Below are 26,087 nucleotides of genomic sequence, written 5' to 3' on the forward strand. Positions count from 1 at the left end.
CAATATCCAATCACTAACGGTTATATCAGCCTGACGTTAGCGGCATTTTTCGCGGCGCAGCATTTGCGGTAAAATCGCGGCAACTCTCCACACATCATCGCCGAAGTTCAGGGACATAATGAGCACCACCACTCACACACGCGTACGGGAAATCCCGTACAACTACACCTCATATTCGGATCGCGAGATCATCATTCGCCTGTTGGGCGAACCGATGTGGCAATTACTCGAAGAGCTACGGGCAGAACGGAAAACAGGCCGTTCTGCCCGTATGCTTTTCGAGGTGCTGGGCGACATCTGGGTGGTGGACCGCAACCCCTATCTGGTCGATGACCTGCTGGACAATCCGCAACGCCTGACCGCGCTGGTCGGCGCGCTGCGCCACCGTCTCGGCGAAGTGGACAAGCGCCGCGACGGCAACGACAAGGTTGGCCGCATGATCGCCGCCGCCTACCAGGCGGTGGACAGCTTCGAGCAGCAGTTCGGCGAGACGCGCGAGCTGCGCGCCGCCATCCTCAAGCGCTTCGGCAAGATCACCCGCCGCGACAACATCCTGTTCGACGGTCTGGCGCGGGTGTCGCACGTGACCGACGCCACCGACTGGCGCGTGGAATACCCGTTCGTGGTGCTGTGCCCGGATACCGAGGCCGAGATCGCGCCGCTGGTGAAAGCCTGTATCGAGCTGGAGCTGACCATCATCCCGCGCGGCGGCGGCACCGGCTACACCGGCGGCGCGGTGCCGCTGGACAAGCGCTCGGCGGTGATCAACACCGAGAAGCTGGATCGCCACGTCGGCGTCGAATACATCGCCCTGCCCGGCCTTGACGGCAAGCGTGCCACCATCCAGTGCGGCGCCGGCGTGGTCACCGCCCGCGTCTCGGAAGCAGCCAGCGCTGCCGGCCTCGTGTTCGCGGTGGATCCGACCTCGGCCGAAGCATCCTGTATCGGCGGCAACGTGGCGATGAATGCCGGCGGCAAGAAGGCGGTACTGTGGGGCACCGCACTGGACAACCTCGCCAGCTGGAAGATGGTCGATCCGGACGGCAACTGGCTGTTCATCGAGCGTATCAATCACAACTACGGCAAGATCCACGACGTCGATGTCGCCAGCTTCCGCGTCAGCCGCCTGCAGGACGACGGCCAGACGGTGATCTCCAGCGAACAGCTGGACATTCCCGGCCGCAGCTTCCGCAAGGTCGGCCTCGGCAAGGACGTTACCGACAAGTTCCTCGCCGGCCTGCCCGGCGTGCAGAAGGAAGGCACCGACGGCATCATCACCAGCGCGCGCTTCGTGCTGCACAAGATGCCGGCACATACCCGCACCGTGTGCCTGGAATTCTTCGGCACCGTCGCCGAAGCCACACCGGCCATCGTCGAGATCACCGACTACTTCAAGCCGAACGGCGCCGGCGTGCTGGCCGGCGTGCAGCTGGCCGGCCTCGAGCACCTCGACTGGCGCTATGTGCGCGCTGTCGGCTACGCCACCAAGGCCAAGTCCAAGGGCCGGCCGAAGATGGTGCTGATCGCCGACATCGTGTCCGACAACGAAAACGCGGTGGCCGAGGCCGCCAGCCAGGTGGTGCGCTACGCCAACGCCCGCCACGGCGAAGGCTTCATCGCCGTCACCCCCGAGGCGCGCAAGACCTTCTGGCTGGACCGTTCGCGCACCGCCGCCATCGCCCGCCACACCAACGCCTTCAAGATCAACGAAGACGTGGTGATCCCGCTGGATCGCCTGGGCGATTACAGCGACGGCATCGAGCGCATCAACATCGAGCTGTCCATTGCCAGCAAGATCAAGCTGCTGGACCAGCTGGCCGAGTTCTTCCACGGCCGCCTGCCGGTGGATACCGAAGGCGGCACCCTGTCCGCCGACGAGCTGATCGGCGACCGCCGCGAGACCGCGCTGGAGCTGATCACCGCCGTACAGCAACGCTGGCAGTGGCTGCTGGACAACCTGGACACGCCGCTGGCGCAATATGTACAAGGTTGGTCGCAGGCACCGCTGGAAGATGCTGCGGCCAACCTTGAGGCCAGCGTGTTCATCGCCATGCGCGACTTCAAGTTGCGCGTCAGCTGGAAGCGCGAGCTGCAGGCCGATCTGGAAGCGCTGTTCGCCGGCAAGGCCGACAGCCCCATCATCGAAGCCATCCGCCTGATCCAGCAGAAAGTGCTGCGCGGCCGCGCCTTCGTCGCGCTGCACATGCACGCCGGCGACGGCAACGTGCACACCAACATCCCGGTCAACTCCGACGACTACGAGATGCTGCAGACCGCACACCGCGCGGTGGAACGCATCATGAAGCTGGCGCGCTCGCTCAACGGCGTGATCTCCGGCGAGCACGGCATCGGCATCACCAAGCTGGAATTCCTCACCGAAGAGGAAATCCAGCCCTTCCGCGACTACAAGGCGCGCGTCGACCCGAACGGCCACTTCAACAAGGGCAAGCTGCTGCCGGGCGCGGACCTCGCGATGGCCTACACGCCGTCGTTCTCGCTGCTGGGCGCCGAATCGCTGATCCTGGAACAGTCCGACATCGGCCAGATTTCCGACTCGGTGAAGGACTGCCTGCGCTGCGGCAAGTGCAAGCCGGTGTGCTCCACCCACGTGCCGCGCGCCAACCTGCTGTACTCGCCGCGCAACAAGATCCTCGGCGTCGGCCTGCTGACCGAAGCCTTCCTGTACGAAGAACAGACCCGCCGCGGCGTAAGCCTGAAACACTTCGAGGAGCTGTCCGACGTCGCCGACCACTGCACCGTGTGCCACCGCTGCGTGAAGCCGTGCCCGGTGAAGATCGACTTCGGCGACGTGTCGGTGGCGATGCGCAACTTCCTGCGCAAGACCGGCAACAAGAAGTTCAACCCCGGCACCGCGCTGGGCATGGCTTTCCTCACCGCCAAGGACCCGGCCACCATCAAGACCATCCGCAGCGGCCTGGTCGGCGGTGCCTACAAGCTGCAGCGCCTCGGCAACCGCATCGGCAAGAAGCTGGGACTGACCGGTAGCCAGACGGCGCAGCCGCCGGCAACGCTGGGCAAGGCGCCGATCAAGGCGCAGGTGATCCACTTCATCAACAAGCCGATGCCGGGCGGGCTGCCGAAAAAAACCGCGCGCGCACTGCTGGATGTGGAAGACGGCAACGTGATCCCGGTGATCCGCAATCCGAAGGACAGCGAAGACGCGGAAGCGGTGTTCTACTTCCCCGGCTGCGGCTCGGAGCGCCTGTTCAGCCAGGTCGGCCTCGCCACCCAGGCGATGCTGTGGCACGTCGGCACCCAGACCGTGCTGCCGCCGGGCTACCTGTGCTGCGGCTACCCGCAGACCAGCGCCGGCTTCAAGGACAAGGGCGACGAGATCACCACCGAGAACCGCGTGCTGTTCCACCGCATGGCCAACACGCTGAACTACCTCGACATCAAGACCGTGGTGGTCAGCTGTGGCACCTGTTACGACCAGCTGGCCAACTACCGCTTCGAGGAGATCTTCCCCGGCTGTCGCATCATCGACATCCACGAATACCTGATGGAAAAAGGGCTGAAGCTGGACGGCGTCGGCGGCCAGAAGTACATGTACCACGACCCGTGCCACACCCCGATGAAGGCCTACCAGCCGATCAAGGTGGTCAACGAGCTGCTCGGCGGCGGCGTGGTACAGAACGACCGCTGCTGCGGCGAATCCGGCACCTTTGCCGCCAGCCGTCCGGACATCGCCACCCAGGTGCGCTTCCGCAAGGAAGAGGAGATCAACAAGGATCTGGCCAAGCTCGGCGACAGCGACAAGCCGGTGAAGATCCTGACCTCCTGCCCGTCCTGCCTGCAGGGTTTGAGCCGCTACAGCGACGACACCGGCACCCAGGCCGACTACATCGTGGTGGAAATGGCCAAGCACCTGCTGGGTGACAACTGGATGAAGGACTACGTCGACAACGCCCGCAACGGCGGCATCGAACGCGTGCTGCTGTAAGGCGGCAGCCCGGCAAAAGGTTGGCCGCAAGCCCGTTACCGGCTTGCGGCCAACCTTTTTTCATTCATGGCTCACAGCTCGCGCCGCACCGGCAGGAAGCTCGGCCGCCCGAGGTAAAAACCCTGGTACAGCTCGACGCCGAGGCCGCACATCGCACGGTACTGCGCCTCGGTCTCGATGCCTTCCACCAGCATGCGGCTACCGACCTCCCAGCCCAGCTGCAGCACCGCCGCCAGCTGGCCGTTGTCGCCCTGCATGTAGTCCAGCAGCAGGCTGCGGTCGATCTTGATGATGTCCGGTCGCAGCGCGCGCACCCGGCCGTGACCGGAGGCCATGGCGCCGAAATCGTCCACCGCGATGCCGAAACCGGCCGCCGCGGCCGCACCCAGCGCCGCCGACAGCGCGCCGTCGCCCTCTTCCACCTCGTACTCCACCACTTCCAGGATCACGCGGCCGTTGTCGATGCCCAGCTGCTGCAGCCGTTGCAGCATCAGCGCGTAGTTGCCGCCATAACCGGCCTCGTGCACCACCGTCAGCGGCAGCAGGTTCAGCGTCAGGCAGCCTGGCTCGGCGCTGGCGGCGAAATTGCGGATGTGGATCACCCGCGCCAGGCGGTCGGCGTCGATCTGCTGCAACAGCGGCAGGCTGGCGAAGAAACGGTCCGGGCGCACGCTGTCGCCGGCGGCGTCGTGCACCCGCAACAGCGCCTCGTGGCCGAACACGCCGCCGCTACGGTAGAAGATCGGCTGGAAACAGCTCTGCAGCCAGCAACCGGCAAAGCGGGCGACATAGCGCTGCGCGGTGTCGCGCTGCAGGTGCTGTTCGAATGCCTGCTGACTATCGAGTCGTGCCATCATGCCTCCGCCGCGGGGTTGGCCATCAACTCAGCATAGCAAGGCGCTGCCGCCGCCGACAGCACGATGACATTCCGGGCCGCAGCAGCAGACGCTACACTGTGCGCCATGGCCGCGCGGCATGCGGCCAACCTTGCCACCCCGTTGCCGAAGGAGTCTTGCCTGATGTCTGCTACCGCACTGCTGGTCATCGATTTCCAGTATGGCCTGATCGAGCTGGCGCCGCGTGCCACGCGCGGCGCCGAGACCCTGGCCAGTATCAACCGCCTGATCGCCCACGCCCGCGCCTGCGGCCACCGCGTGCTGTTCATCCAGCACCATGAAGCCGAGCTGCCACGCGACAGCGAGGCATGGCAGCTGCATCCGGGCCTGCAGCGCCTGCCGGACGACCCGGTGATCGAGAAGACCGCCGCCGACAGCTTCCTCGACACCAGCCTGCGTCAGTACCTGGACAGCGAGGAGATCGAGAACCTGTGGGTCGGCGGCTACGCCAGCGATTTCTGCGTCGACACCACCGTGCGTCGCGCCGCCTCGCTCGGTTACGCCGTCACCGTGGTCGCCGACGCCCACACCAGCAAGGACCGCCCGCACGCCAGCGGCGAGACGCTGGTCGCGCACCTGAACTGGCTGTGGGCCAATCTGGCGGTGCCCGGCAACGCCATCCGCGTGCTGCCGCTGGCGGCCTTGCAAAGCGAGCGCTGAAACGGCAGGCCGAAAAAAGGTTGGCCGCACGCCAGATGGCGGTGCGGCCAACCTTTACCGACGGGTGCTCAGACGCTGGCGTCGAGTCGCATCTCCCCCATGATGGCGGACGCATCCCTGATGCGGCCGTCGCTGACGCGGTAGATCATGGTCATCGCCTGCGTGCCGCGGCCCTCGGGAAAATTGCGGGTCACGATCTCGTCGTCGATCACCACCTCGCCCAGCACCACGCGCCGCAGCAGCCGCGCGTGCAGGTCCGGCTCGGCGAAGCGCTGCGCCATGCGCGCGCCAATGGCGGCATGGCCTTGCGCCACCAGCGTCGCCGGATACAGATAGCTGCAGGCGTCGGCGGCGTAGGTGGCCAGCAGCGCGTCGAGATCGCGCGCGTTATAGGCCTCCAGCTGCGCCTGTACCACTTGTTCGGGGCTCGGCATGTCAGTGCGCCAGATGCGCGGCGGCGCGGGCGCGGATGGTGGCGAAATCCTCGTCCAGCAGCAGCTTGCCGTTTTCCCACACCACGCGCATCTGCAGGTCGGCGTCGCTCACCCGCTCCAGGGTGTTGACGCCCCAGGCGCCGCGGCTGTCGCGCGCCGCCACCACGCGGCCGCCGAGCGAGCGTTTGCCGGGGTCGGTGACCGGGTCCTTGAACACGTCGCGCCACTGGCCGCCGACACTGATCGCCGAGCACTTCAGTGCCATCTTGTGGGTGTCGCGGTCCAGCTTCTGCAGCAGCTCGGCGCCCATGCCGAAGGCAACGTTGTCCGCGCTGTAACCGAGCTTGGCCAACCGCGACAGGATCGCGTCGATGCTAGCCAGATTGACGCCGTCGCCCTGGATCACGCGCACATGGTTCAGCACGCGGTAGCCCTTGCTGTTCAGGGTGGTGCCGAAGGCGGCGGCCAGCCGGTCGATGACCTCGGCCACCACCTGCACCGGCTCGCCGGAGTCGGGGCGGATCACCACCGTGGCGCCGCTGTCTATCACCTGCTGGCGCAGGCGCTCGCCCCATAGCTCGCTGACGGCGTGGAACACATCGTAGCTGTCGCTGACCACCGCCAGCAACGCGCCGGGCCTGGCGAAGTGCTGCAGCATGTTGCTGAAGGCCTCGCCCTCCTGCGGCCGGCCCCAGGCGGTGATGGTGGCGTGCTCCGCCGCCGGAATCGAGAACGCCGCGCACGGCTCGTGGTAGTGGCGGCGCGCGGCGACCAGCGCCGCCAGCGTGTCGCTGCCCATGAAGTTGACCAGGTGCGCCATGCCGCCGATTTCCGAGCTTTCGTAGCTGGACACGCCACGCGCGCCGAAATCGTGCAGCTTGAACGGCAGGCCGGACAGGTCGTCGGCGGTCTGCAACAGATAGCGGCGGATGATTTCCTTGGCGCGGAAGCTGCGCGTGGCGACGCTGATCGGATACCACACCCGCAGCAGCGCGGTCTCCAGGAAGGACACCACCCAGAACAGCTCGGGGTCAGTGGATTCGATGGTGACCATCGGCACCCCGGTCGGGATCAGCTCGCCCTCGGCCACCGCGCGGATACGTACCGGCCAGTAGCCGTGATGCCGCTTGACGATGCGTTCGAAGCCGGCGCGGTTGAACGGCAGGCCGTGCAGCGCGGCCAGCGCCTCGGCCTCATCAATATGCGCCAGGGTGATGCGCTGGCTGAGGTAGTCCTTCAGCAGCGCCTGCAGGCCGAAAAACAGCACGTGCGAGGCGGTGCCGCCACGAGCGGCAACGTAGGAATACATGCCGTCGGTGCCGGGCGGATACTGCACCCAGTGACTGAGCTTGTAGGAATCGCTATTGAGAATGGGATTGACGGTCATGGCGGCGCACACACGGGACAGGAGACAACAGCATACCCGCGCCGCCCGCATCTGTCATAACGCGGCCGGCTGGCCGGACGCCGCCTCGCTGCCGGCGGTGGCGGCAAACGGCTGCAGCCCCTGCCCGTCATGCAGCCACACCGCGCCGCCGCCCTGCGACTTGGCGCGGTACATCGCCTGATCGGCCTGCGCCAGCAACGCCGTGGCCGTCAGCGCATCGCCGTGGAAACAGGCGACGCCGAAGCTGGCGCCGACCGCCAGCAGCGCTGCCGCCGGCTGCGGACAGGTGATGGCCACCGCCTGCTGCAGGCGCTGCAGCAGGGCGGCCAGTACCGCCGTATCACCGCAGGCCGGCAGCAGGATGGCGAATTCGTCGCCGCCCCAGCGCCCGACCAGGTCGCCGCTGCGCACCGCACGGCTCAGCCGCGTGGCGATGCGGCACAACACTTCGTCGCCGGCCTGATGCCCCAGCCGGTCGTTGACCTGCTTGAAACCGTTCAGGTCGGCAAACACCAGCGCCAGCGGCGTGCCGGCCGCACGGCTGGCCTGCAGCGCCCGCTCCAGCTGCTCGTTGAACAGCGTGCGATTGGCCAGACCGGTCAGGCCGTCGAAAAAGGCCAGGCTCTGCAACTGGCGCTCCGATTCCTTGATGCGGCTGATGTCGGTAAACACCCACACCGTTTCCGCGCCGCCGCCAGTGTCCTGCACGCGCGATACCGACGCCAGCACCGGCAAGGGCATCGCGCCGCCGCGGGCGATGCGCAATTCGCCCTGCCAGTGGTGGCGCTCGCCGAGCAGGCTCAGCAAGTCCCGGCCGCGCAAGGCGGTATCCGCCCCCGGCAGCAGGAACGACGGTGGCGCCGCCAGCAGTGCCGCCTCGTCGCGACCGGCGATGCGGCACAGCGCCGGATTGACATACAGCCAGCGCATGTCGCCATCGGCAATCGCCACCGCCTCGGAGCTGTGCTCGACCGCCAGCTGCGCCAGTTGCAGCTGGCGCTGCAGCTGCTTGTGCTGGGTCATGTCGATCACGGTGCCCCACAGGTGGTCGATGGTGCCGTCCGGCAGGCAGTGGATATGGTTGCGTTCCAGCAGGTCGCGGATGTCGCCATCCGGGCGGATGATGCGGTATTCGATGTCGAACGGCTGCTGCAGCGCCATCTTGGCGTCCAGCTCCGCGCGCACCCGCGCCCGGTCGGCAGGATGTACGCGCTCGAAATAGGCGCTCTCGGTAGCACGGAAGGTTGCCGGATCGGTGCCGAAAATGCGGTGCACCTCGCGGCTCCAGTCCAGCCGGCCAGAAGCCATCTGCAGCACCCACGAGCCGATGCCGGCGTCGGCTTCCGCCGTTTGCAGCAGCTTCTGCGCCAGATAGTGATGCGGCTGGTCGGTATTCTGCCGCGACGGCGGTCGCAGCGTCAGCAGCACCAGCGCGTCCTCCGGCAAGGCGGCGGCATCGATCACCATGCGCTCCAGCCCGGCGCGGTAGCGCACCTGGCGCAGGCCCAGGCTGCCGACAAAGCGCGAGTGGCGGGAAAACAGCGTCGCCCACACCGGGCCGTAGCCGTCGCTGTCCGGCAACACGATCTGCTCCAGCCGCAGGCACCGCACCTCGGCCGCCGGCAAGTCCAGCAGCTGGCACAGCTGGCGGTTGGCAAAGCGGATGCGGCCGTTGCGCTCGACCAGCAGCACCGGATCGGCGGCACCGTCCAGCCAGCGCCGGTGACGCCGCAGCTGCCGGGCGCACCATAGCGCCCAGGCCGCCACCGCCAGCGCCGTCACCACGGCCAGTATCTGCATGCTGAAGCCCTCTTTACTGCCGAAAAGGCTTATTAGAACACATCATGACGCAACAATATTGCAAGGTCATCCGGCGATGGCTGCCGCGCGCAGCTACCCACCAAGACAAGGTTGGCCGCAAACAGGTGACGGCTTGCGGCCAACCTTGGGGACTACGTATTAGTGGCACGGATGACACCTCGGAATACTACGGAGAGTTGTCGGCCAAAGCAGTCAGTCACAGTCAGACTCTCGACGTCCGCTTCTGTATTGATTGCAGCCGTTAAAGTATCTAGAGAAGCAGGGGCGATTCACAGGTCCGCTCAACTGCCGGGTTGAGGGGCAGGCGATTACGCTGAGTGGAAAGCGGCAATTTCTGCTTTCGCTGCAGCGGCTAGACTTGCGGGATCAACGCCCATGCTCTGAAGGGTACGAGGCGTCACGCCGAATTGAGCTGATATCGCCGCCAAGACCACGTGAGCACCCAATAGAGGGGCAGAATCGGCCTTCTTAAGTTCCCATAGTGCCGCTATCAGTGCTTTGACAGAAGGCTTTGCCTTGAACACCCCATTGTTGGCCGGGACGGGAGCAGTATCGCTCACAAGTGAATTGCCTTGTGAAAGACTTATTCCGATATCGTGCAAGGCACTGATGTATTGCTGGGCGACTGCGGTAGCAAACTGATTAGGGTCTGCATTTAGGTGGCGAAATGCGTTCTGGGCGGTGCCATCAGGAAGGCCAAATGCCGCCATCACGAAGTGTTCTGATCCTGGCTCTCGTTGACCGCTAGCGTTGGCGTGCTGTTCGGCTTTCTCAAAGAGGGACTTGATAGTCTTGATGTCGCGGAATTTCTGTCGAAGTTTGCTTAGCACGAATTTCTCCTAACGTCGCACAGCGGACTTGGGAATTAAACTTGCGAGGCGCTTGTGAGCCGCTTGCTTTGAAACACCAAGAGCCTCAGCAATTTGGGACCAAGACCATCCCTGTTCGAGCGCGGCAGCAACTGCGCTTAATTCCAATTTGTCAGCCGTTACGCGAAGAGAAACGACAGCAGCAAGCGCCTTTTCAGGGTCGGTAGGCGACGGAAGATTTTTCAGAATGGTCATGTGTCAATGATGGTTGACGATCGACCATTCCGTCAACTCTTATTGACGCCTATCTCTCTATGCCCGAGTAGGCGAAATAAGCCCCCCAACGTTTGACATGAGAGGCGGCGCCCGGCTTGCCGGGTGACGTCTTCTCGATGGAAGCTGACCACGGGGTATCAAGCCCACGATAGGCAAGTCACCATGGAGGTGAACAAGCCGCATCTACACGTCTATTGGGCCCAGTATGACGAATTGTATGGAAAGGGCGGAACTACCAGTTCAGAGACGGGAAGGACGGGAGTCAGATCAAGCCGCGTCAGGTGCATCAGAACTACTTTGGCAACAACACATAAAAAAAACCCGGCAAGACAGCTTGCCGGTTTTTTTTACATCTTTGTTGTCTAGGCTACATCTTTATTGTTCAAGAGAAATATTTATTGTCTGTAAACAGTCTGATCGGAGAGAATAAAGTCTGTCATGACAACAAATCGTAAGGCTATGATTTTTTTATATTAAAACCACGTAACCGCCAAAATTTTAAGTCTGTCACTCAGTGACGATTTCAAGGGGTCATGTGCATGCTTGTTGCCATAGTCTGTCAAAGCTAGCAATAGCAAGGGTTTCAGGACGGGGGTGAGGAGACCGGTCGGCCAAACCCAGCGGTCAATGATGCGATGGTAATGGCCAGTTTACACTGAATCTCAGACACGCCCATCCGCGAAGTAACCTTCGCCATCGCGTACAGCACGACAGCGCCGGTGTAACGAAGCGAGGCTCATAATCATTGAGCAGCGCCATCTCCACGAAGTTGTCTAACTTGCTGAAGGAAGTAGCCCACCATGCCGCTCACGTCGCGCTGCTCGCCGATCCGTAAGTCCTCATCGGCATCCTGAAGCCCATGGAAGTTAGCCACGGCAGACGGCCCATCCTTGCGATAACCAGGAATCCCTGGCTCGTCGCAGAAGTTGTCCTCCAGTGCTGCTAGCGCACGATCGATTGCGCCGCTGTGGGCTCCAGTGGCTAAACGCATGCTGAATGATTTGGCGAGTGATTCGACGCTACCCCAGTAACGCATCACATGGACAAGGTCAGAAGCATCCTTGCGTTCGTGGCGGGTATTGAAGGCGAGCGCCTTTAGAACGATGAAGGCAACCGCATCTGCGTAGCGAATAGTCTCCTTGACGATCCCGTCGTTATTGGGGAGTTCGACAACGATGTCCTTCTCCTCAAACCAGTCATGTGCAATGCCGGCATAAAGGATTTGGCACGCTGAAACTTCCTCGCCATCAACTTCCACGAGAACGGCACTCTGTTCCGGGTCGTCAGTGTGCTGCAGAAATTCGACGACAATCGGTGTGCCACCGGCGTTGTATGCCCATTGCCAAGAACTCACCGGACCCTCGGGTTTGGGTTGATAGCGGTCGAAGCCTCCGTCTTTCAACTGCCGCTTCAACTTATCGTAGGTGCCTTTCGCGGCGAGTACCGTGATGTTGAGAACAACGTCGACATCGGTCGTACCGGCATGCTCCGGAACTTCCGGTGGCTGTGACGGCGTCAAATAGCGCGGAACCAGCCCACCCACCAGCCGCAAATTGTTCTTAAATGAGCCAAATGCGCGCAGCAGCGCGACGAGTGCGATCTCACACGCCTTGGTGTGATCGGTGTTGTACTCCGCGGCAGTCTTATGTTTCGTGTTCACTTGCGGCTTCCTATTTTGAGAGCATGTTTGCGGAACTCTTCCGCGAGCTCTTTATTGCGACCGTAGCCGTTGAGAAGATCTAGGTACTGTATGAATCGGCTGGCGAAGCGGGAATGTGGGCGTTCAGGGTGCTCGTCCAGGAACAGTAAGGACGCGCCAGTCCGTTCGATCATGACTACGTTGGCGCCTTTGTCCGCTTGAGACAGACCTATTGCATATGCTAGATGCTCCGCCTCGCCTGGCTGAACGATGACCTCCACACGATCAACGTTGGTCAATCGCGGAACGATGGCATTGGCCGCTGCGGCCCCTGTGAGCGCCCATTCCTGGCGCGCATGTCTGACGAATCCTTCAATGACCCGGTCGGTGAGTAGCCCGCTGGGAGCATACGTGTACCAGCGGGTCTTCACTTCCCGCCGTCTGGTCCACTCCTCAGCCCATGCATCGAGAAGTGCTGCAGGATCGCGCAAGCGGCGGCGCTGACTAGGGCCGCTTCCCTTCGATTCGACGAAGTCAAGCTGCTCAAGAGCCTGCATCGTGCTAGACACGGTATAGGTTGATGTATGCGAGAGGAAAGAGAGCGCCCCTCCAGTGACGTACCCATCATCAACATTTTCATACCAATGGTGGAGCAAGGCATGCACGACCTGTTCGCGTGCCCCGCTAAACAACGCGATATCCTTTTTACGGGCTGGGCGTATTGGTGCGCGCTCAATATCAACTAACCAGGTGCGATGTCGGAAATATAGCGTTCCGCTCTGGTCGTAGTAGTTGATGCCGGCTTTCCGCAGCTCATCTCGCGAACCTGGACTGATCGTCTCCGCGACCACGCACAGTTCAACTCGAGTGTCGTCAGGGACCGTCGCTCGATACTCCAGCAGGTGGCTGATCGCCATCCGGACATCTCGTGGATAGGCTATGCGTTTCATCTCGATTGCCAATACGCAGGAGCCACCGTCCGGAGTCTTTGTTTCCAGCAATGCGTCTAGCCGTGCATTTCGACGATGATCGCCAAATTGCACCTCTACCTCTTCATGTTCTGTGAAGAAGCCGGTAGTACGCTGGAGCGAACCAGTGAAATCGTGTAATAAAGAAACATCGGCATTATCCATACGCGCCATATTAGCTGCACAGCTAATATGGCGCAACCGCATAACTTAGCTTAAAGTCCAACATTAGCTGTACAGCTAATCTTTCGGTATCTGGAAAGGACCTGCAGCTTGGGGTTCAAAAATTGGGATTCTCTCGATGTGGACGGTCACGACAGAGGAAGGCGGCGGCTGTTTTCGAGCTCACGAGTTCAAACGGCTACTAAGTAGTAGATTGCTGCCAGATTCAGCTCTCAGGTCCAATGACCATTTTGGCCGACGAGTAGCCCCTTCGACCCTTGCCCTTCCGCATCCTCAAACCAAGCTCAAAAGCAAAGAGGCCCTACTGGGCCTCTTTGCTTAGTACTAGCTGATCATGTCATTGTCGTGACAGACTTTATTCTTTCTGATCAAGTCACAACCCTGCGGCCAACCTTTATTCCACGGTGACCGATTTTGCGAGATTGCGTGGCTTATCCACATCGGTACCGCGTGCCAGCGCCACATGGTAGGCCAGCAGCTGCACCGGGATGGAGTGCACGATCGGGCTGAGCACGCCGACGTGGCGCGGGGTGCGGATCACGTGTACGCCGTCGGAGTCGCTAAAGTGGCTGTCGGCATCGGCGAACACGAACAGCTCGCCACCGCGGGCGCGCACTTCCTGCATGTTGGACTTCACCTTCTCCAGCAGCGCGTCGTTGGGGGCGATCACCACCACCGGCATGTTCTCGTCCACCAGTGCCAGCGGGCCGTGCTTCAGCTCGCCGGCCGGATAGGCTTCGGCGTGGATGTAGGAGATTTCCTTCAGCTTCAGCGCGCCTTCCAGCGCGATCGGGTAATGCAGGCCGCGGCCGAGGAACAGTGCGTCGTTCTTGGCGGCGAACTGCGCCGACCAGGCGGTGATCTGCGGCTCCAGGTTCAGCGCGTGCTGCACGCTGCCCGGCAGGTGGCGCAATTCGGCCAGATACTGCGCTTCCTGCTCGGCCGTTACGCGGCCGCGCACCTTGCCCAGCGTCACCGCCAGCGCGAACAGGCTGACCAGCTGGGTGGTGAACGCCTTGGTGGAGGCGACGCCGATCTCTGCGCCGGCGCGGGTGTAGAACACCAGCTCGGAGGCGCGTGGAATCGCGGATTCGCGCACGTTGCAGATCGACAGCGCATGGCGGTGTCCCAGCGACTTGGCGTATTTCAGCGCTTCCATGGTGTCCAGCGTCTCGCCGGACTGCGAGATGGTCACCACCAGGTGCTGCGGATCGGCGAAGGCGTCGCGGTAGCGGTATTCGCTGGCGATTTCCACGTCGCACACCACGCCGGCGATGCTCTCGATCCAGTACTTGGCGGTCAGGCCGGCGTAGTAGCTGGTGCCGCAGGCGAGGATCTTCACCCCGGTCAGCGTCGGCAGCACGTTGGCCGCAGCGGCACCGAACAGTTCGGCGCTGAAACCGTCGTCAAGAATCGCCTCGATGGTGTCGGACAGCGCCTTCGGCTGCTCGTGGATTTCCTTCTGCATGAAGTGGCTGTACGGGCCCAGCTCCAGCGAGGCCAGCGACACGTCGGAGACGTGCACCTTGCGCTCCACCGGCTGGTCGTCCTTGTCGATCAGCGTCACGCCGTCACGGGTCAGGCGGCCGATGTCGCCCTCTTCCAGGAAGATCACGCGGCGGGTGGCGGACAGGATGGCGGAGACGTCAGAGGCGATGAAGTTTTCACCGTCGCCGAGGCCGACCAGCAGCGGGCAGCCCATGCGCGCGCACACCAGTTCGTCCGGACGGTCCAGCGCGATGACGCCGATGGCGTAGGCGCCGGTCAGCTCGCGGGTGGCCTTGTGCACGGCACGGAACAGGTCTTTTTCTACCAGGTAGTACTGGTGCACCAGGTGGGCGATCACCTCGGTGTCGGTCTGCGATTCGAACTGGTAGCCGGCGGCTTTCAGCTCGGCGCGCTTCTGTTCGTGATTCTCGATGATGCCGTTGTGCACCACCGCAATCAGGCCGTGCGACACGTGCGGGTGGGCGTTGTATTCGGTGACACCGCCGTGGGTAGCCCAGCGGGTGTGGCCGATGCCCAGCTCGCCATGCACATTGTCCGCCACGGCCGCGGCTTCCATTTCCGCCACGCGGCCAACGCGGCGCACGCGCGTGATGTCGCTGCCGGCGTGCACGGCGATGCCGGAAGAGTCATAGCCGCGATACTCGAGGCGCTTCAGGCCCTCGACCAGTACCGGAACGATATCGCGCGAAGCAATCGCGCCAACAATGCCACACATTCATTTTCTCCTTGGCGTTTCGCCGACTGGGGCGCAGATCACCTGCACGCCGCGCGCGGCAATCTGGGTACGGGCCGCATCGCTGAGGCCGTCATCGGTAATCAGGGTGTGAATCTGCTGCCACGGCAGCTCGAGATTCGGAATCTTGCGGCCAACCTTGTCAGACTCGGCCATGACGATCACTTCGCGTGCCGCTTCGGCCATCACGCGCGACAGGCCGACCAGCTCGTGAAAGGTGGTGGTGCCGCGTTCGAGATCGATGCCGTCGGCACCGACAAACAGCTGGTCAAAGTCGTAGGAGCGCAGCACCTGCTCGGCCACCTGGCCCTGGAACGATTCGGAATGCGGGTCCCAGGTGCCACCGGTCATCAGCAGGGTCGGCTCGTTTTCGAGTTCGCGTAGTGCGGCGGCCACATTCAGCGAGTTGGTCATCACGACGAGGCCCTGCTTCGGCGCCAGTAGCGGGATGACGGCGCAGGTGGTGCTACCGCTGTCAATGATGATGCGATTGTGGTCACGGATGCGTTCGGCTGCGGCGCGGGCAATCGCCATCTTTCGTTGCGAAACTTTTTCGGCATCGGCGCTCACGATCTCGGCTGGCAAGGCCACCGCACCACCATAGCGGCGCAGCAACAGCCCGCTGGTTTCCAGCAGCGCAAGATCCTTGCGGATGGTGACTTCGGAGGTGTTAAAACGGCGGGTCAGGTCATCGACGCTGACTTCACCGTATTCCTGCACCAGGGCCACAATCGCGTGACGACGCTGCTGGGTGTTTCGCTTCATCAGATTAAGTTTCGTTTCAAAAGTTTTCTGATGATAGCAGTGCAAAATCTGTGCCGCAAGTCTGTAAGCGTATCTGCACCGTCAGCCTCATGCCCAGCAAGCTATATGAACCGGAAATGCAGGCAAGCGGTTTGCCGCGCAGCCTATCGTTTGGCATAGTTCGCATCGCCACATGATGAAAGGTGGAAAGTTGGCCGCCACCGTGAAGAAAGGAATAGCGTGATGAAAACCTGGTTGGTCATGACCAGTCTGTTGCTGAGCCTATCAGCCCATGCCGAAACCCAAGCGGTCGATCTGTTTACCGGCACGCTGGAAAAAAACGGCAGTGAGTGGGTGTTAAAGCGCTGTGACATAGCCCAAAGCCGCTATCTGCTGCGTGATAGCAATGGCAAGGCTAGCGGTGTCGAAGCATTGCTGGCTCTGCAGAACACAAAGCCGGAAGAGGTGATCACGGTCTCGCTGCTCGCCAGCTACCATGCACAAAATGGTCAGCACCGTCTGCACATTGCCAGTGTGCAGGGGCGGAAACAGGGCAGCTGTCATCTTGATGCCTTGTTTGACTGAGACACCCTGATCGCGGACAGGCCTGCGGCCAACCATGGCGGGCGGTGAAATACACCAGAACAAACAGCCCTGCAGCAAGCAGGCTGCAGGGCTGTCAGGGTTTCAGCCGGCCATCAGTTCTTCTTCTGCGGACGCTGCCAGCCCGGCACCGTCAGCTGCTTGGCGCGCGCCACGGTGAGCTGGCCGGCGGGGGCGGTCTTGGTGAGCACCGAGCCGGCGCCGATGGTGGCGCCCTCTTCCAGCGTTACCGGTGCGACCATCAGCGTGCCGGAGCCGACGAACACGCCGTCGCCGATCACGGTGCGGTACTTGTTGACGCCGTCGTAGTTGCAGGTCACCGAGCCGGCACCGATATTGACCTTGCTGCCGACCTCAGCATCGCCGATATAGCTCAGGTGATTGACCTTGGAACCGATGCCGATATTGCTCTTCTTGATCTCGACAAAGTTGCCGACGTGCACATGTGCGGCCAACCTTGCGCCGGGACGCAGCCGCGCATACGGCCCGATGCGGCAGCCCTCGCCCACCACCGCGTCTTCCAGGTGCGAGTACGGCGCGATGCGGCTGCCGGCGGCGACGGTGACGTTTTTCAGCACGCAGTAGGCGCCGATCTGCACATTATCACCCAGGCTTACCTGGCCTTCGAACACGCAGCCGACGTCAATGCTGACGTCCTGGCCATGCTGCAGTTCGCCGCGCACGTCGATGCGCGCCGGATCGGCAAGGGTAACGCCGGCGGTGAGCAGTGCCCGCGCCTGGTTCAGCTGCAACTGACGCTCCAGCTCGGCCAGCTGCCACTTGTTGTTGACGCCGGCGGCCTCCCATGAGGCGGCCACGGTGACACCGGGCACCGCCAGACCATCGGCCACCGCCAGACCGATGACATCGGTCAGGTAGTATTCACCCTGTGCATTGCCGTTCTTCAGCGCGCCGAGCCAGCCGTCGAGGCGCTCGTTGGGCAGCACCAGCATGCCGGTATTGATTTCGCGGATCGCCTTCTGCGCCGCGCTGCAATCCTTGTCTTCCACGATGGCGACGATCTCGCCCACCTCGTTGCGCACGATGCGGCCGTAACCGCTGGCATCCGGCAGCACATCGACCAGCAGCGCCATGCCCTGCTCCGCCGCCGCCAGCAACTGCTGCAGGGTCGCCAGCGTGGTCAGCGGCACGTCGCCGTACAGCACCAGCGTGCGGCCAACCTTGGGTAGGTGCGGCAGCGCCATCTTCAGCGCGTGGCCGGTGCCCAGCTGCTCGGCCTGCAGCGCCCAGGCGATGTCCGGGTCCTGGATCTGCTCGCGTACCTGTTCGCCGCCGTGACCGTAGACCACCACGATCTTGGCCGGCTGCAACTGGCGGGCGGTGGCGATCACGCGCGCCAGCATCGGCTGTCCGCCGATCGGGTGCAACACCTTGGGCAAGGCCGAATACATACGCTTGCCTTTGCCGGCAGCCAGAATGACAACGCTGAGAGAGTCCATGCAACAGTCCAGATAATGACAATAGCCAGGCGGCGAGTCTGCCTGTCTATCCAGAAATGAAAAAGGCTGTCACCGGAGTGACAGCCTGAACTATACAGCAAACGCTGACGCGCTTAGTGCACGCGCTTGCGCAGATACTCCAGTGCCTTGAGCTGGGCAATCGCAGAAGCCAGAGCAGCTTGTGCTTTCGCCGTGTCTTGATCACTGGCCGCATGCTTGAGGGCATCCTCAGCAGTACGCTTGGCTTCTGCCGCACGCGCTTCGTCGAGATCCTCACCGCGAATCGCCGTATCCGCAAGAACCGTGATGTGGTTAGGTTGCACTTCCATCATGCCACCCGATACCGCCACCAGTACTTCTTCCTTGGAACCAGGCACTGTCAAACGCAACAGGCCTGGCTTGATACGGGTCAACAGCGGCACGTGACGTGGATAGATACCGATCTCGCCTTCCTGAGCCGGTGCCACCAGAAATTCGGCTTCACCGGAGTAGATCTGCTGTTCGGTACTGACCACTTCCACATGCATCTTGGCCATTAGCCCTCTCCTTGATTAAAGGGTCTTGGCTTTCTCGACAGCTTCGTCGATGGAGCCGACCATGTAGAACGCTTGTTCCGGCAGATGGTCGTACTCGCCGCTGATAATTGCCTTGAAGCCCTTGATCGTTTCCTTCAGCGGAACGTATTTGCCCGGCGAGCCGGTAAACACTTCTGCCACGTGGAACGGCTGGGACAGGAAACGCTGGATCTTACGCGCACGGTATACGGTGAGCTTGTCTTCTTCAGACAGTTCGTCCATACCCAGAATCGCGATAATGTCACGCAGTTCCTTGTACTTCTGCAGGGTAGTCTGCACGCCGCGGGCAACGCTGTAGTGCTCGTCGCCAACAACCAGCGGATCCAGCTGGCGGGAAGTCGAATCCAGTGGGTCTACCGCAGGGTAGATACCAAGGGAAGCGATGTCACGCGACAGCACCACGGTTGCGTCCAGGTGGGCAAACGTTGTGGCAGGAGACGGGTCGGTCAAGTCATCGGCTGGAACGTAAACGGCCTGGATGGAGGTAATCGAACCATCCTTGGTCGAGGTAATACGTTCTTGCAGACGGCCCATTTCTTCGGCCAGCGTCGGCTGGTAACCCACTGCGGAAGGCATACGGCCCAGCAGTGCGGATACTTCGGTACCGGCCAGTGTGTAACGGTAGATGTTGTCCACGAAGAACAGCACGTCACGGCCCTTGCCGTTTTCGTCCTTCTCGTCGCGGAAATGCTCGGCCATGGTCAGACCGGTCAGCGCTACGCGCAGACGGTTGCCTGGCGGCTCGTTCATCTGGCCGTACACCATTGCCACTTTGTCCAGAACGTTGGAGTCTTTCATCTCGTGGTAGAAGTCGTTACCTTCACGAGTGCGCTCACCAACGCCGGCAAACACGGACAGACCCGAGTGTGCCTTGGCAATGTTGTTGATCAGTTCCATCATGTTAACGGTCTTGCCGACACCGGCACCACCGAACAGACCCACCTTACCGCCTTTGGCAAACGGGCACAGCAGGTCAATAACCTTGATGCCAGTTTCCAGCAGTTCAGTAGCGGAGGACAGTTCGTCGAACTTCGGCGCAGTCTGGTGAATGGCGCGAACGGATTCGCTAGCCACCGGACCTGCTTCGTCAACCGGATTGCCCAGTACATCCATGATACGACCGAGGGTGGCAGCGCCAACCGGTACCGAAATCGGTGCGCCGGTATTGGTGATCGCCATGCCACGCTTCAGGCCGTCAGAGCTACCCATCGCGATGGTACGCACGACGCCGTCGCCCAGCTGCTGCTGGACTTCAAGCGTCAGATCTGCGTCAACCAGCTTCAGGGCATCATAAATCTTTGGCATGGCGTCGCGTGGGAATTCCACGTCAACCACCGGGCCAATGATTTGTACGATTTTGCCTTGGCTCATTATCGGTTCCTAACTCAATAAACTTTTACAGTCCTGCGACGGTTATACCGCAGCGGCACCAGACACGATCTCGGACAGCTCTTTGGTAATTGCTGCCTGACGCGACTTGTTATACACAAGACGCAGTTGCTTGATCGCATTACCCGCGTTATCGGTTGCAGCCTTCATGGCGACCATACGGGCGGCTTGCTCGGAAGCAATGTTTTCCGCCACCGACTGGTACACCACGGACTCCAGATAACGCTTCACCAGGAACTCCATCACGTCAGTGGCATTCGGCTCGTAGAGGTAGTCCCACGAATGGGTGTGCTCCGATACCATATGCTCGTCGGTCAACGGCAACAGTTGTTCCAGGGCTGGCTCCTGCTTCATCGTGTTGATGAAACGGGAATACACGATATAAACCGCATCCAGTTCGCCTTCAGCATACTGTTTCAGCAGTACTGTAAGCGGGCCGATCAATTTTTCCAGCTTGGGCACATCGCCCAGCTGAACCGCACTTGCCACAACGTTCAGTTTGGCACGCTGGCATGCTGCAAGGCCTTTCTGGCCGATGGCGCAGACGTCAACTGCGACATCTTGCGCTTGCAGTTCGCTGACTTTGGCATAAAAGCGCTTCAGGGTATTGGCGTTCAAGCCACCGCAAAGGCCTTTGTCCGAAGTGATCAACAGAATACCAGCACGCTTGATAACGTCACGACGTGCAAGCAGTGGGTGCTCCAGATCCGTGTTGGCCGAAGCCAGGTGCGCCATAACAGAACGCACCTTCTCGGCGTAAGGACGGGCAGCGCGCATACGCTCTTGCGTTTTGCGCATCTTGGAGGTTGACACCATTTGCATAGCGCGGGTGATCTTCTGCGTGTTCTGCACGCTTCGGATCTTGGTGAGAATCTCTTTACCGACTGCCATATCCCGAACCTTTCTTTAACTCGAGGTTGTCCGAAAGACTCAGTTTAGAAACTGTAGCCAGCCTTGAACGACGCGATCGCCGAGGCCAGTACTTTTTCATTGTCGGCAGACAGGTCACCACTCGCATCCGTTGCAGCCAGTACGTCAGCATGGTTGGCGCGAACATAGGCCAGGAAGGCGGCTTCGAAAGCCAACGCGCTCTTCACCGGCACATCTTCGTAGTAACCCTTGTTCACCGACCACAGTGTCAGCGCCATTTCGGCGGTCGACAGGGTCGAGAACTGCTTCTGCTTCATCAGTTCGGTAACCACTTCACCGTGCTGCAGCTGCTTGCGGGTTGCTTCGTCCAGGTCGGAAGCAAACTGCGAGAATGCAGCCAGTTCGCGATACTGGGCCAGTGCCAGACGAATACCACCGCCCAGCTTCTTGATGACTTTGGTCTGAGCTGCACCACCCACGCGCGACACCGAGATACCGGCGTTGATCGCAGGACGGATACCGGCGTTGAACAGGTCGGTTTCCAGGAAGATCTGACCGTCGGTAATCGAAATCACGTTGGTCGGAACGAAGGCGGAAACGTCGCCAGCCTGGGTTTCGATGATCGGCAGCGCGGTCAGCGAGCCGGTTTTGCCTTTGACGGCGCCACCAGTCAGCTTCTCTACCTCGTCCTCGTTGATGCGGGAAGCGCGTTCCAGCAGACGGGAGTGCAGGTAGAATACGTCGCCAGGATAGGCTTCACGGCCCGGTGGACGACGCAGCAGCAGCGAGATCTGACGGTAGGCAACGGCCTGTTTCGACAGGTCATCGTATACGATCAGCGCATCTTCACCGATGTCGCGGAAGTATTCGCCCATTGCGCAACCGGAGTACGGGGCAATGAACTGCAGCGCAGCAGCTTCGGAAGCGGTCGCGGCAACCACGATGGTGTGGGCCAGCGCGCCGTGTTCTTCCAGTTTGCGAACCACGTTGGCGATCGACGATGCTTTCTGACCTACGGCTACGTAGATGCAGACAACGCCGGTGCCTTTCTGGTTAACGATCGCGTCCAGTGCGACAGCGGTCTTGCCTGTCTGACGGTCGCCAATGATCAGCTCACGCTGACCACGGCCAACCGGCACCATGGAGTCGATCGACTTCAGGCCGGTTTGCATAGGCTGCGAAACGGACTGACGGGCAATCACGCCCGGAGCAATCTTTTCGATCGGGGAGGATTTGGTCGCGTTGATCGGACCTTTACCGTCGATCGGCTGACCCAGCGCGTTTACCACGCGGCCAACCAGCTCAGGACCTACCGGCACTTCCAGAATGCGACCGGTACATTTAACTTCCTGACCTTCGGAGATGTGCTCGTACTCGCCCAGGATCACGGCACCAACGGAGTCACGCTCCAGGTTCATGGCCAGGCCAAAGGTGTTGCCCGAGAACTCGAGCATTTCACCCTGCATCACGTCTGCCAGGCCATGGATACGAACGATACCGTCGGTTACGGAGATCACGGTACCTTTGGTACGCGTCTCTACACCTTCGGACAGGTTCTGAATCTTCGCCTTGATCAGGTCACTGATTTCAGAGGGGTTCAACTGCATGATCTCTCCTAATTCTTGAGGCTTGCCGCCATTGCGTGCAGTTTGCCGCTCACAGACGCGTCAATCACGTCATCACCGATCAAAATGCGTACGCCGCCGATAAGCTCGGCAGCTTCGCGCACTTCAATTCGTACGGTCTTGCCATACTTCTTGGTAAGCGCGGCGATCAGATCGGTTTGCTGAGCTTCGGTCAGCGGGAAAGCCGATTCGACAACTGCGTCGACGACTCCCTCGGACTTGGCTCGGAGCTGTTCAAACTGGCCAGCAATTTCCGGTAACAATGTCAGACGGCGGTTTTCGATGAGGGTGACAACAAACTGCTTGATGTCATCACTGCCACGTTCACCCAACACGTCCAACAACAGCGCCTCAACCTCTTGCGCGGTATGTTTCGGGTTGGTGACCACCTGGGCCACGTCCGGGTTTGTCACCATGGCAGCCAGCCACGCGAGCGCTTCAGACCATTTGGCCTGCGACTGCTGCTCGGCGGCCAGGCTGTATACCGCTTCGGCATAGGGCCTTGCTACGGTAATAAGTTCTGCCATGAGTTGTTTAAAACTCCGCTTTGATGGAAGCTAACAGATCAGCGTGCTTGGCTGCATCGATCTCTTTGCGCAGGATCTTTTCCGCGCCGCTCACGGCCAGGGAGGCAACCTGCTCACGCAGCGACTCCTTGGCACGCAAAACTTCCTGATCGATTTGGGCCTTCGCGTCCGCCACCAGCTTTGCACCTTCGGTGCGAGCTGCGTCCTTGGCTTCATCCACGATCTGGTTGGCACGCTTTTCAGCGGCCAGGATCAGCTCGGTAGCTTGTTGTTTTGCCTGACGAAGTTCGTCAGCAACGCGCTTTTCGGCTGCTTCCAGATCCTGTTTGCCACGCTCTGCAGCGGCCAAGCCATCAGCAATACGCTTGGCACGCTCGTCCATCATGTTGGTAAGCGGAGGCCAAACAAACTTCATGGTGAACCATACCAGGATAGCGAACGTGATCGCCTGGCCTAGTAGTGTTGCATTGAATTCCACGCTTGTTTTCCTCCAGTGGGGTTACGACAACAACCGCTTGCGTTAAAAATTAAGCGCCAGCTTTAACAGCAGCGATAGCCGCAGTCAGGAACGGGTTGTTGAAGGTGTACAGCATGGCAACACCCACACCGATCATGGAGATCGCGTCAAGCAGACCGGCGATAATGAACAGTTTGGTTTGCAGAACAGGGATCAGCTCAGGTTGACGAGCGGACGATTCCAGAAACTTACCGCCGAGGATGGCAAAACCCAGGGCAGTACCAATCGCGCCAAGACCAATGATCAGGGCTGCGGCCAGAGCGGTCATCGACTGGATCTGAGAAACGAGAGCTTCCATTTAAATCTCCTAAAGACTAAGTGCAAGGATGGTTTGAAAAAAGGTACTAAGAAAATCGTTAAATCAGTGCTTCTCGACCGCGAGGCTGAGATACACGATGGTCAGCATCATGAACACGAAGGCCTGCAGGGTGATCACCAGGATGTGGAAGATCGCCCATGGCGCGCCCAGAATCCACTGGAACGCCACTGGCAGCAGTGCAATCAGGATGAAGATCAGTTCGCCGGAGTACATGTTACCGAACAAACGAAGTGCGAGAGAGATCGGCTTGGCGGCCAGCTCAACCAGCTGGAACGCGAAGTTGACCGGAGCCAGGATGATGGTCATCACCAGACCTTCGGCATGGAACGGCGCGGTGAACAGTTCCTTGGTCCAGCCACCCAGACCCTTGGCGGCGATGGAGAAACCGATGATGCACAGCATCACCGACAGCGACATCGCGAAAGTGGCGTTCACGTCGGCGGACGGTACCACGCGCAGGTAAACGTGAGCCGGGTCGGCACCGAAGAAGGTGTGACCGATCCACTGTGCCACCATCGGCAGCAGGTCAACCGGCAGCAAGTCCATGGTGTTCATCAGGAAAATCCAGCAGAAGATGGTCAGCGCCAGCGGGGCGATGACTTTGCTCTTGGCATGGAAAATCTCTTTTACCTGGGTGTCGACCATCTCGACGATGGTTTCGACGAACATCTGCAAGCGACCCGGGTTTTCCATCTTGGCGTTGCGTGCCACGGAGGCAAACACGGCCAGGAAAATGAAGCCGAGGATCAGCGATACCGAGAAGGTATCGAGGTGCAGGGTCCAGAAGCCGCCTTCGTGCGATGACTTCCAGAACGTCAGGTGATGCTGGATATATTCAGTTGCGTTGCTTGCCATTGCTTTGGTCTCAATTTTTGATCAGAAGCCCGAACCAGTACGCGGAAGTGGCAGCGATGAAGCCACCAAACAATCCCGGCACCAATAAATCCTTGAAAAACAAAAGCACACCACCAAATAGGAGCAGTGTCAGTATAAATTTTGCCGCGGCCGCGCGGTAATGGCTGCGCATGATGGCCGCCGGATCGCCACGCTGCACGGCACCGGTGATGCGGATGTACACCAGCGCCGGAATGATGGCGCACAGGCCACCCAACAACACAGACATGGCGGCATTCAGCGGCGCTTCGGCAACCACCAAGCCAACCAGCATGGCAAGCAGCGTCAGTCTGAGCTGAATGCGGACTACGCGTTTGGCGTCTGGATTAATCATGTCTGAATCGTAAAAAATCGGACGATTATAGGCTTGACGTGACGAAAGCGTCAACTTTGCTTCGTTCCGCTGTTTATGGCCAAAAGCCGGCTCACAACTTTGATTTTGCTTGCAGTTTTTCCAGCAGCCGGTCAAGTTCATCCAGATTTGCATATTCGATGATCAGCTTGCCGTTACCACGCGCAGCATTGCGCAAACTGACGCTCATGCCCAGCTGTTCGGACAGCGTTTCCGCCAGCCGGCGCACGTCGGCATCCTGCCGTGCCGGCGCGGCCGGTTTGCGGCCAACCTTGCCGTCCTGCTGTTGCGCTTTTTGTTCCACCTCGCGCACGGTGAGGCCGTCGGCGGCAATCTGCTGCGCCAGGCTGATCTGTTCCAGCACCGGCAGCGGCAACAGTGCCCGGGCATGGCCCATTTCCAGGCGACCATCGTGCAGCATCTGCTGCACCGGCTCCGGCAACGCCAGCAGCCGCAGCAGGTTGCTGACCGCGCTGCGCGAGCGGCCGACCGCCTCGGCGGCGGCCTCGTGGGTGAGGGCGAACTCGTCGATCAGCCGCTTCAGACCGCGCGCTTCCTCGATCGGGTCCAGCTCCTGACGCTGGATGTTCTCGATCAGCCCCATCGCCAGCGCCGCTTCGTCGGAAACACTGCGGATCACCGCCGGAATCTCGGCCAGACCGGCCTTGCGGCTGGCACGCCAGCGGCGTTCGCCGGCGATCAGCTCGTAGTCACCAAGGCCGACCTCGCGCACCACCACCGGCTGGATCACGCCCTGGGCGCGGATCGAGGCCGCCAGCTCTTCCAGTGCGGCGTCGTCGATCTGGCTGCGCGGCTGGTATTTGCCGGGACGGATGCGCTCGATCGCCAGTGCGGTCAGGCGGTCGTCAACGGATTCGACAGTGGAGAGCAGCGCGTCAAGACCGCGGCCCAGTCCTTTGAGTTTGGCCATCT

Annotated in this window: 24 protein-coding genes; 3 read left to right on the forward strand and 21 right to left on the reverse strand. The window is 61.1% G+C overall.

Going from position 1 to position 26,087, the window contains the following annotated elements; all coding sequences use genetic code 11:
* The first annotated feature begins 118 nt into the window (after positions 1 to 118).
* Positions 119 to 3,964 carry a DUF3683 domain-containing protein gene (locus NOM55_RS16005; RefSeq protein WP_255909633.1) on the forward strand — a complete coding sequence of 1,282 codons (3,846 nt, stop codon included), beginning with the start codon at positions 119 to 121 and terminating at the stop codon, positions 3,962 to 3,964.
* A gap of 71 nt (positions 3,965 to 4,035) precedes the next feature.
* On the opposite strand, the gene NOM55_RS16010 is transcribed toward NOM55_RS16005, so the two are convergent.
* Positions 4,036 to 4,821, reverse strand: coding sequence for an EAL domain-containing protein (locus NOM55_RS16010; RefSeq protein ID WP_255909634.1), 786 nt, complete (start codon positions 4,819 to 4,821; stop codon positions 4,036 to 4,038).
* A gap of 162 nt (positions 4,822 to 4,983) precedes the next feature.
* Here NOM55_RS16010 and NOM55_RS16015 point away from each other — a divergent pair, with 162 nt between their 5' ends.
* Positions 4,984 to 5,520 carry a cysteine hydrolase family protein gene (locus tag NOM55_RS16015; protein ID WP_255909635.1) on the forward strand — a complete coding sequence of 179 codons (537 nt, stop codon included), beginning with the start codon at positions 4,984 to 4,986 and terminating at the stop codon, positions 5,518 to 5,520.
* A 68-nt stretch (positions 5,521 to 5,588) separates the two neighbouring features.
* Here NOM55_RS16015 and NOM55_RS16020 read toward each other — a convergent pair whose 3' ends face one another.
* The 9 genes from NOM55_RS16020 to NOM55_RS16060 form a co-directional block, all read right to left on the reverse strand.
* On the reverse strand, positions 5,589 to 5,954 hold the full coding sequence (locus NOM55_RS16020) for a nuclear transport factor 2 family protein (protein WP_255909636.1): 366 nt from the start codon (positions 5,952 to 5,954) through the stop codon (positions 5,589 to 5,591).
* Position 5,955: 1 nt separating this feature from the next.
* Positions 5,956 to 7,341, reverse strand: coding sequence for a nicotinate phosphoribosyltransferase (locus tag NOM55_RS16025; RefSeq protein ID WP_255909637.1), 1,386 nt, complete (start codon positions 7,339 to 7,341; stop codon positions 5,956 to 5,958).
* 54 nt (positions 7,342 to 7,395) lie between these two features.
* Positions 7,396 to 9,141, reverse strand: a complete 1,746-nt coding sequence (locus NOM55_RS16030; RefSeq protein ID WP_255909638.1) for a sensor domain-containing diguanylate cyclase — start codon at positions 9,139 to 9,141, stop codon at positions 7,396 to 7,398.
* Between the two features lie 329 nt (positions 9,142 to 9,470).
* A complete protein-coding gene (locus NOM55_RS17470; RefSeq protein WP_255909639.1) occupies positions 9,471 to 9,992 on the reverse strand; it encodes a Clp protease N-terminal domain-containing protein in 522 nt (173 codons plus the stop codon).
* Between the two features lie 9 nt (positions 9,993 to 10,001).
* A complete protein-coding gene (locus tag NOM55_RS16040) occupies positions 10,002 to 10,226 on the reverse strand; it encodes a helix-turn-helix domain-containing protein (RefSeq protein WP_255909642.1) in 225 nt (74 codons plus the stop codon).
* 763 nt (positions 10,227 to 10,989) lie between these two features.
* Positions 10,990 to 11,907, reverse strand: a complete 918-nt coding sequence (locus tag NOM55_RS16045; RefSeq protein ID WP_255909645.1) for a hypothetical protein — start codon at positions 11,905 to 11,907, stop codon at positions 10,990 to 10,992.
* A complete protein-coding gene (locus NOM55_RS16050) occupies positions 11,904 to 13,019 on the reverse strand; it encodes a type IV toxin-antitoxin system AbiEi family antitoxin (protein ID WP_255909648.1) in 1,116 nt (371 codons plus the stop codon). Before NOM55_RS16050 ends, NOM55_RS16045 begins: the two co-directional genes overlap by 4 nt.
* A gap of 412 nt (positions 13,020 to 13,431) precedes the next feature.
* Positions 13,432 to 15,261, reverse strand: a complete 1,830-nt coding sequence (gene glmS / locus NOM55_RS16055; protein ID WP_255909650.1) for a glutamine--fructose-6-phosphate transaminase (isomerizing) — start codon at positions 15,259 to 15,261, stop codon at positions 13,432 to 13,434.
* Entirely contained in the window at positions 15,262 to 16,044 is a 783-nt protein-coding gene (locus NOM55_RS16060; protein WP_255909651.1) for a DeoR family transcriptional regulator, read from the reverse strand. It abuts the gene before it with no gap.
* Positions 16,045 to 16,266: 222 nt separating this feature from the next.
* On the opposite strand from NOM55_RS16060, the gene NOM55_RS16065 reads away from it, so the two are divergent.
* Positions 16,267 to 16,608 carry a hypothetical protein gene (locus NOM55_RS16065; RefSeq protein WP_255909652.1) on the forward strand — a complete coding sequence of 114 codons (342 nt, stop codon included), beginning with the start codon at positions 16,267 to 16,269 and terminating at the stop codon, positions 16,606 to 16,608.
* Positions 16,609 to 16,721: 113 nt separating this feature from the next.
* Here NOM55_RS16065 and glmU read toward each other — a convergent pair whose 3' ends face one another.
* The 11 genes from glmU to NOM55_RS16120 form a co-directional block, all read right to left on the reverse strand.
* Complete coding sequence (gene glmU, locus NOM55_RS16070) at positions 16,722 to 18,086, reverse strand: bifunctional UDP-N-acetylglucosamine diphosphorylase/glucosamine-1-phosphate N-acetyltransferase GlmU (RefSeq protein ID WP_255909653.1); 1,365 nt, start codon at positions 18,084 to 18,086, stop codon at positions 16,722 to 16,724.
* A 113-nt stretch (positions 18,087 to 18,199) separates the two neighbouring features.
* Complete coding sequence (locus NOM55_RS16075) at positions 18,200 to 18,622, reverse strand: F0F1 ATP synthase subunit epsilon (RefSeq protein WP_047968188.1); 423 nt, start codon at positions 18,620 to 18,622, stop codon at positions 18,200 to 18,202.
* A gap of 15 nt (positions 18,623 to 18,637) precedes the next feature.
* Positions 18,638 to 20,032: a F0F1 ATP synthase subunit beta gene (gene atpD / locus NOM55_RS16080; protein ID WP_047968189.1), complete on the reverse strand. Its 1,395-nt coding sequence runs from the start codon at positions 20,030 to 20,032 to the stop codon at positions 18,638 to 18,640.
* A 42-nt stretch (positions 20,033 to 20,074) separates the two neighbouring features.
* A complete protein-coding gene (atpG, locus tag NOM55_RS16085; protein WP_047968190.1) occupies positions 20,075 to 20,941 on the reverse strand; it encodes a F0F1 ATP synthase subunit gamma in 867 nt (288 codons plus the stop codon).
* 44 nt (positions 20,942 to 20,985) lie between these two features.
* On the reverse strand, positions 20,986 to 22,527 hold the full coding sequence (atpA, locus tag NOM55_RS16090) for a F0F1 ATP synthase subunit alpha (RefSeq protein WP_255909654.1): 1,542 nt from the start codon (positions 22,525 to 22,527) through the stop codon (positions 20,986 to 20,988).
* A gap of 8 nt (positions 22,528 to 22,535) precedes the next feature.
* Entirely contained in the window at positions 22,536 to 23,072 is a 537-nt protein-coding gene (locus NOM55_RS16095; protein WP_047968192.1) for a F0F1 ATP synthase subunit delta, read from the reverse strand.
* Positions 23,073 to 23,079: 7 nt separating this feature from the next.
* Positions 23,080 to 23,550, reverse strand: coding sequence for a F0F1 ATP synthase subunit B (locus tag NOM55_RS16100; RefSeq protein WP_047968193.1), 471 nt, complete (start codon positions 23,548 to 23,550; stop codon positions 23,080 to 23,082).
* Positions 23,551 to 23,599: 49 nt separating this feature from the next.
* A complete protein-coding gene (gene atpE, locus NOM55_RS16105) occupies positions 23,600 to 23,887 on the reverse strand; it encodes a F0F1 ATP synthase subunit C (protein WP_047968194.1) in 288 nt (95 codons plus the stop codon).
* A 63-nt stretch (positions 23,888 to 23,950) separates the two neighbouring features.
* A complete protein-coding gene (atpB, locus tag NOM55_RS16110; protein ID WP_047968195.1) occupies positions 23,951 to 24,763 on the reverse strand; it encodes a F0F1 ATP synthase subunit A in 813 nt (270 codons plus the stop codon).
* A 10-nt stretch (positions 24,764 to 24,773) separates the two neighbouring features.
* The gene (locus NOM55_RS16115; RefSeq protein WP_245961180.1) at positions 24,774 to 25,277 is read right to left on the reverse strand and encodes an ATP synthase subunit I; all 504 of its coding nucleotides are present in this window, start codon (positions 25,275 to 25,277) and stop codon (positions 24,774 to 24,776) included.
* Positions 25,228 to 26,085: a ParB/RepB/Spo0J family partition protein gene (locus NOM55_RS16120; RefSeq protein WP_255909655.1), complete on the reverse strand. Its 858-nt coding sequence runs from the start codon at positions 26,083 to 26,085 to the stop codon at positions 25,228 to 25,230. Before NOM55_RS16120 ends, NOM55_RS16115 begins: the two co-directional genes overlap by 50 nt.
* Positions 26,086 to 26,087 lie beyond the last annotated feature (2 nt).

The organism is Vogesella sp. AC12, from assembly GCF_024437575.1.
Lineage (GTDB): Bacteria > Pseudomonadota > Gammaproteobacteria > Burkholderiales > Chromobacteriaceae > Vogesella > Vogesella indigofera.

What these genes read in the sequence shown, in the direction of transcription:
- NOM55_RS16120 (WP_255909655.1), bottom strand. Translation starts at nt 26,085, where the DNA reads ATGGCCAAACTCAAAGGACTGGGCCGCGGTCTTGACGCGCTGCTCTCC.
- NOM55_RS16075 (WP_047968188.1), bottom strand. Translation starts at nt 18,622, where the DNA reads ATGGCCAAGATGCATGTGGAAGTGGTCAGTACCGAACAGCAGATCTAC.
- NOM55_RS16060 (WP_255909651.1), bottom strand. Translation starts at nt 16,044, where the DNA reads ATGAAGCGAAACACCCAGCAGCGTCGTCACGCGATTGTGGCCCTGGTG.
- NOM55_RS16015 (WP_255909635.1), top strand. Translation starts at nt 4,984, where the DNA reads ATGTCTGCTACCGCACTGCTGGTCATCGATTTCCAGTATGGCCTGATC.
- NOM55_RS16065 (WP_255909652.1), top strand. Translation starts at nt 16,267, where the DNA reads ATGAAAACCTGGTTGGTCATGACCAGTCTGTTGCTGAGCCTATCAGCC.
- NOM55_RS16030 (WP_255909638.1), bottom strand. Translation starts at nt 9,141, where the DNA reads ATGCAGATACTGGCCGTGGTGACGGCGCTGGCGGTGGCGGCCTGGGCG.
- atpA (WP_255909654.1), bottom strand. Translation starts at nt 22,527, where the DNA reads ATGCAGTTGAACCCCTCTGAAATCAGTGACCTGATCAAGGCGAAGATT.
- NOM55_RS16095 (WP_047968192.1), bottom strand. Translation starts at nt 23,072, where the DNA reads ATGGCAGAACTTATTACCGTAGCAAGGCCCTATGCCGAAGCGGTATAC.
- NOM55_RS16115 (WP_245961180.1), bottom strand. Translation starts at nt 25,277, where the DNA reads ATGAACTTGACCGGCTGCTGGAAAAACTGCAAGCAAAATCAAAGTTGT.
- NOM55_RS16010 (WP_255909634.1), bottom strand. Translation starts at nt 4,821, where the DNA reads ATGATGGCACGACTCGATAGTCAGCAGGCATTCGAACAGCACCTGCAG.
- NOM55_RS16050 (WP_255909648.1), bottom strand. Translation starts at nt 13,019, where the DNA reads ATGGATAATGCCGATGTTTCTTTATTACACGATTTCACTGGTTCGCTC.
- NOM55_RS16025 (WP_255909637.1), bottom strand. Translation starts at nt 7,341, where the DNA reads ATGACCGTCAATCCCATTCTCAATAGCGATTCCTACAAGCTCAGTCAC.
- NOM55_RS16005 (WP_255909633.1), top strand. Translation starts at nt 119, where the DNA reads ATGAGCACCACCACTCACACACGCGTACGGGAAATCCCGTACAACTAC.
- atpE (WP_047968194.1), bottom strand. Translation starts at nt 23,887, where the DNA reads ATGGAAGCTCTCGTTTCTCAGATCCAGTCGATGACCGCTCTGGCCGCA.
- NOM55_RS16040 (WP_255909642.1), bottom strand. Translation starts at nt 10,226, where the DNA reads ATGACCATTCTGAAAAATCTTCCGTCGCCTACCGACCCTGAAAAGGCG.
- atpG (WP_047968190.1), bottom strand. Translation starts at nt 20,941, where the DNA reads ATGGCAGTCGGTAAAGAGATTCTCACCAAGATCCGAAGCGTGCAGAAC.
- glmU (WP_255909653.1), bottom strand. Translation starts at nt 18,086, where the DNA reads ATGGACTCTCTCAGCGTTGTCATTCTGGCTGCCGGCAAAGGCAAGCGT.
- NOM55_RS16020 (WP_255909636.1), bottom strand. Translation starts at nt 5,954, where the DNA reads ATGCCGAGCCCCGAACAAGTGGTACAGGCGCAGCTGGAGGCCTATAAC.
- atpD (WP_047968189.1), bottom strand. Translation starts at nt 20,032, where the DNA reads ATGAGCCAAGGCAAAATCGTACAAATCATTGGCCCGGTGGTTGACGTG.
- glmS (WP_255909650.1), bottom strand. Translation starts at nt 15,261, where the DNA reads ATGTGTGGCATTGTTGGCGCGATTGCTTCGCGCGATATCGTTCCGGTA.
- atpB (WP_047968195.1), bottom strand. Translation starts at nt 24,763, where the DNA reads ATGGCAAGCAACGCAACTGAATATATCCAGCATCACCTGACGTTCTGG.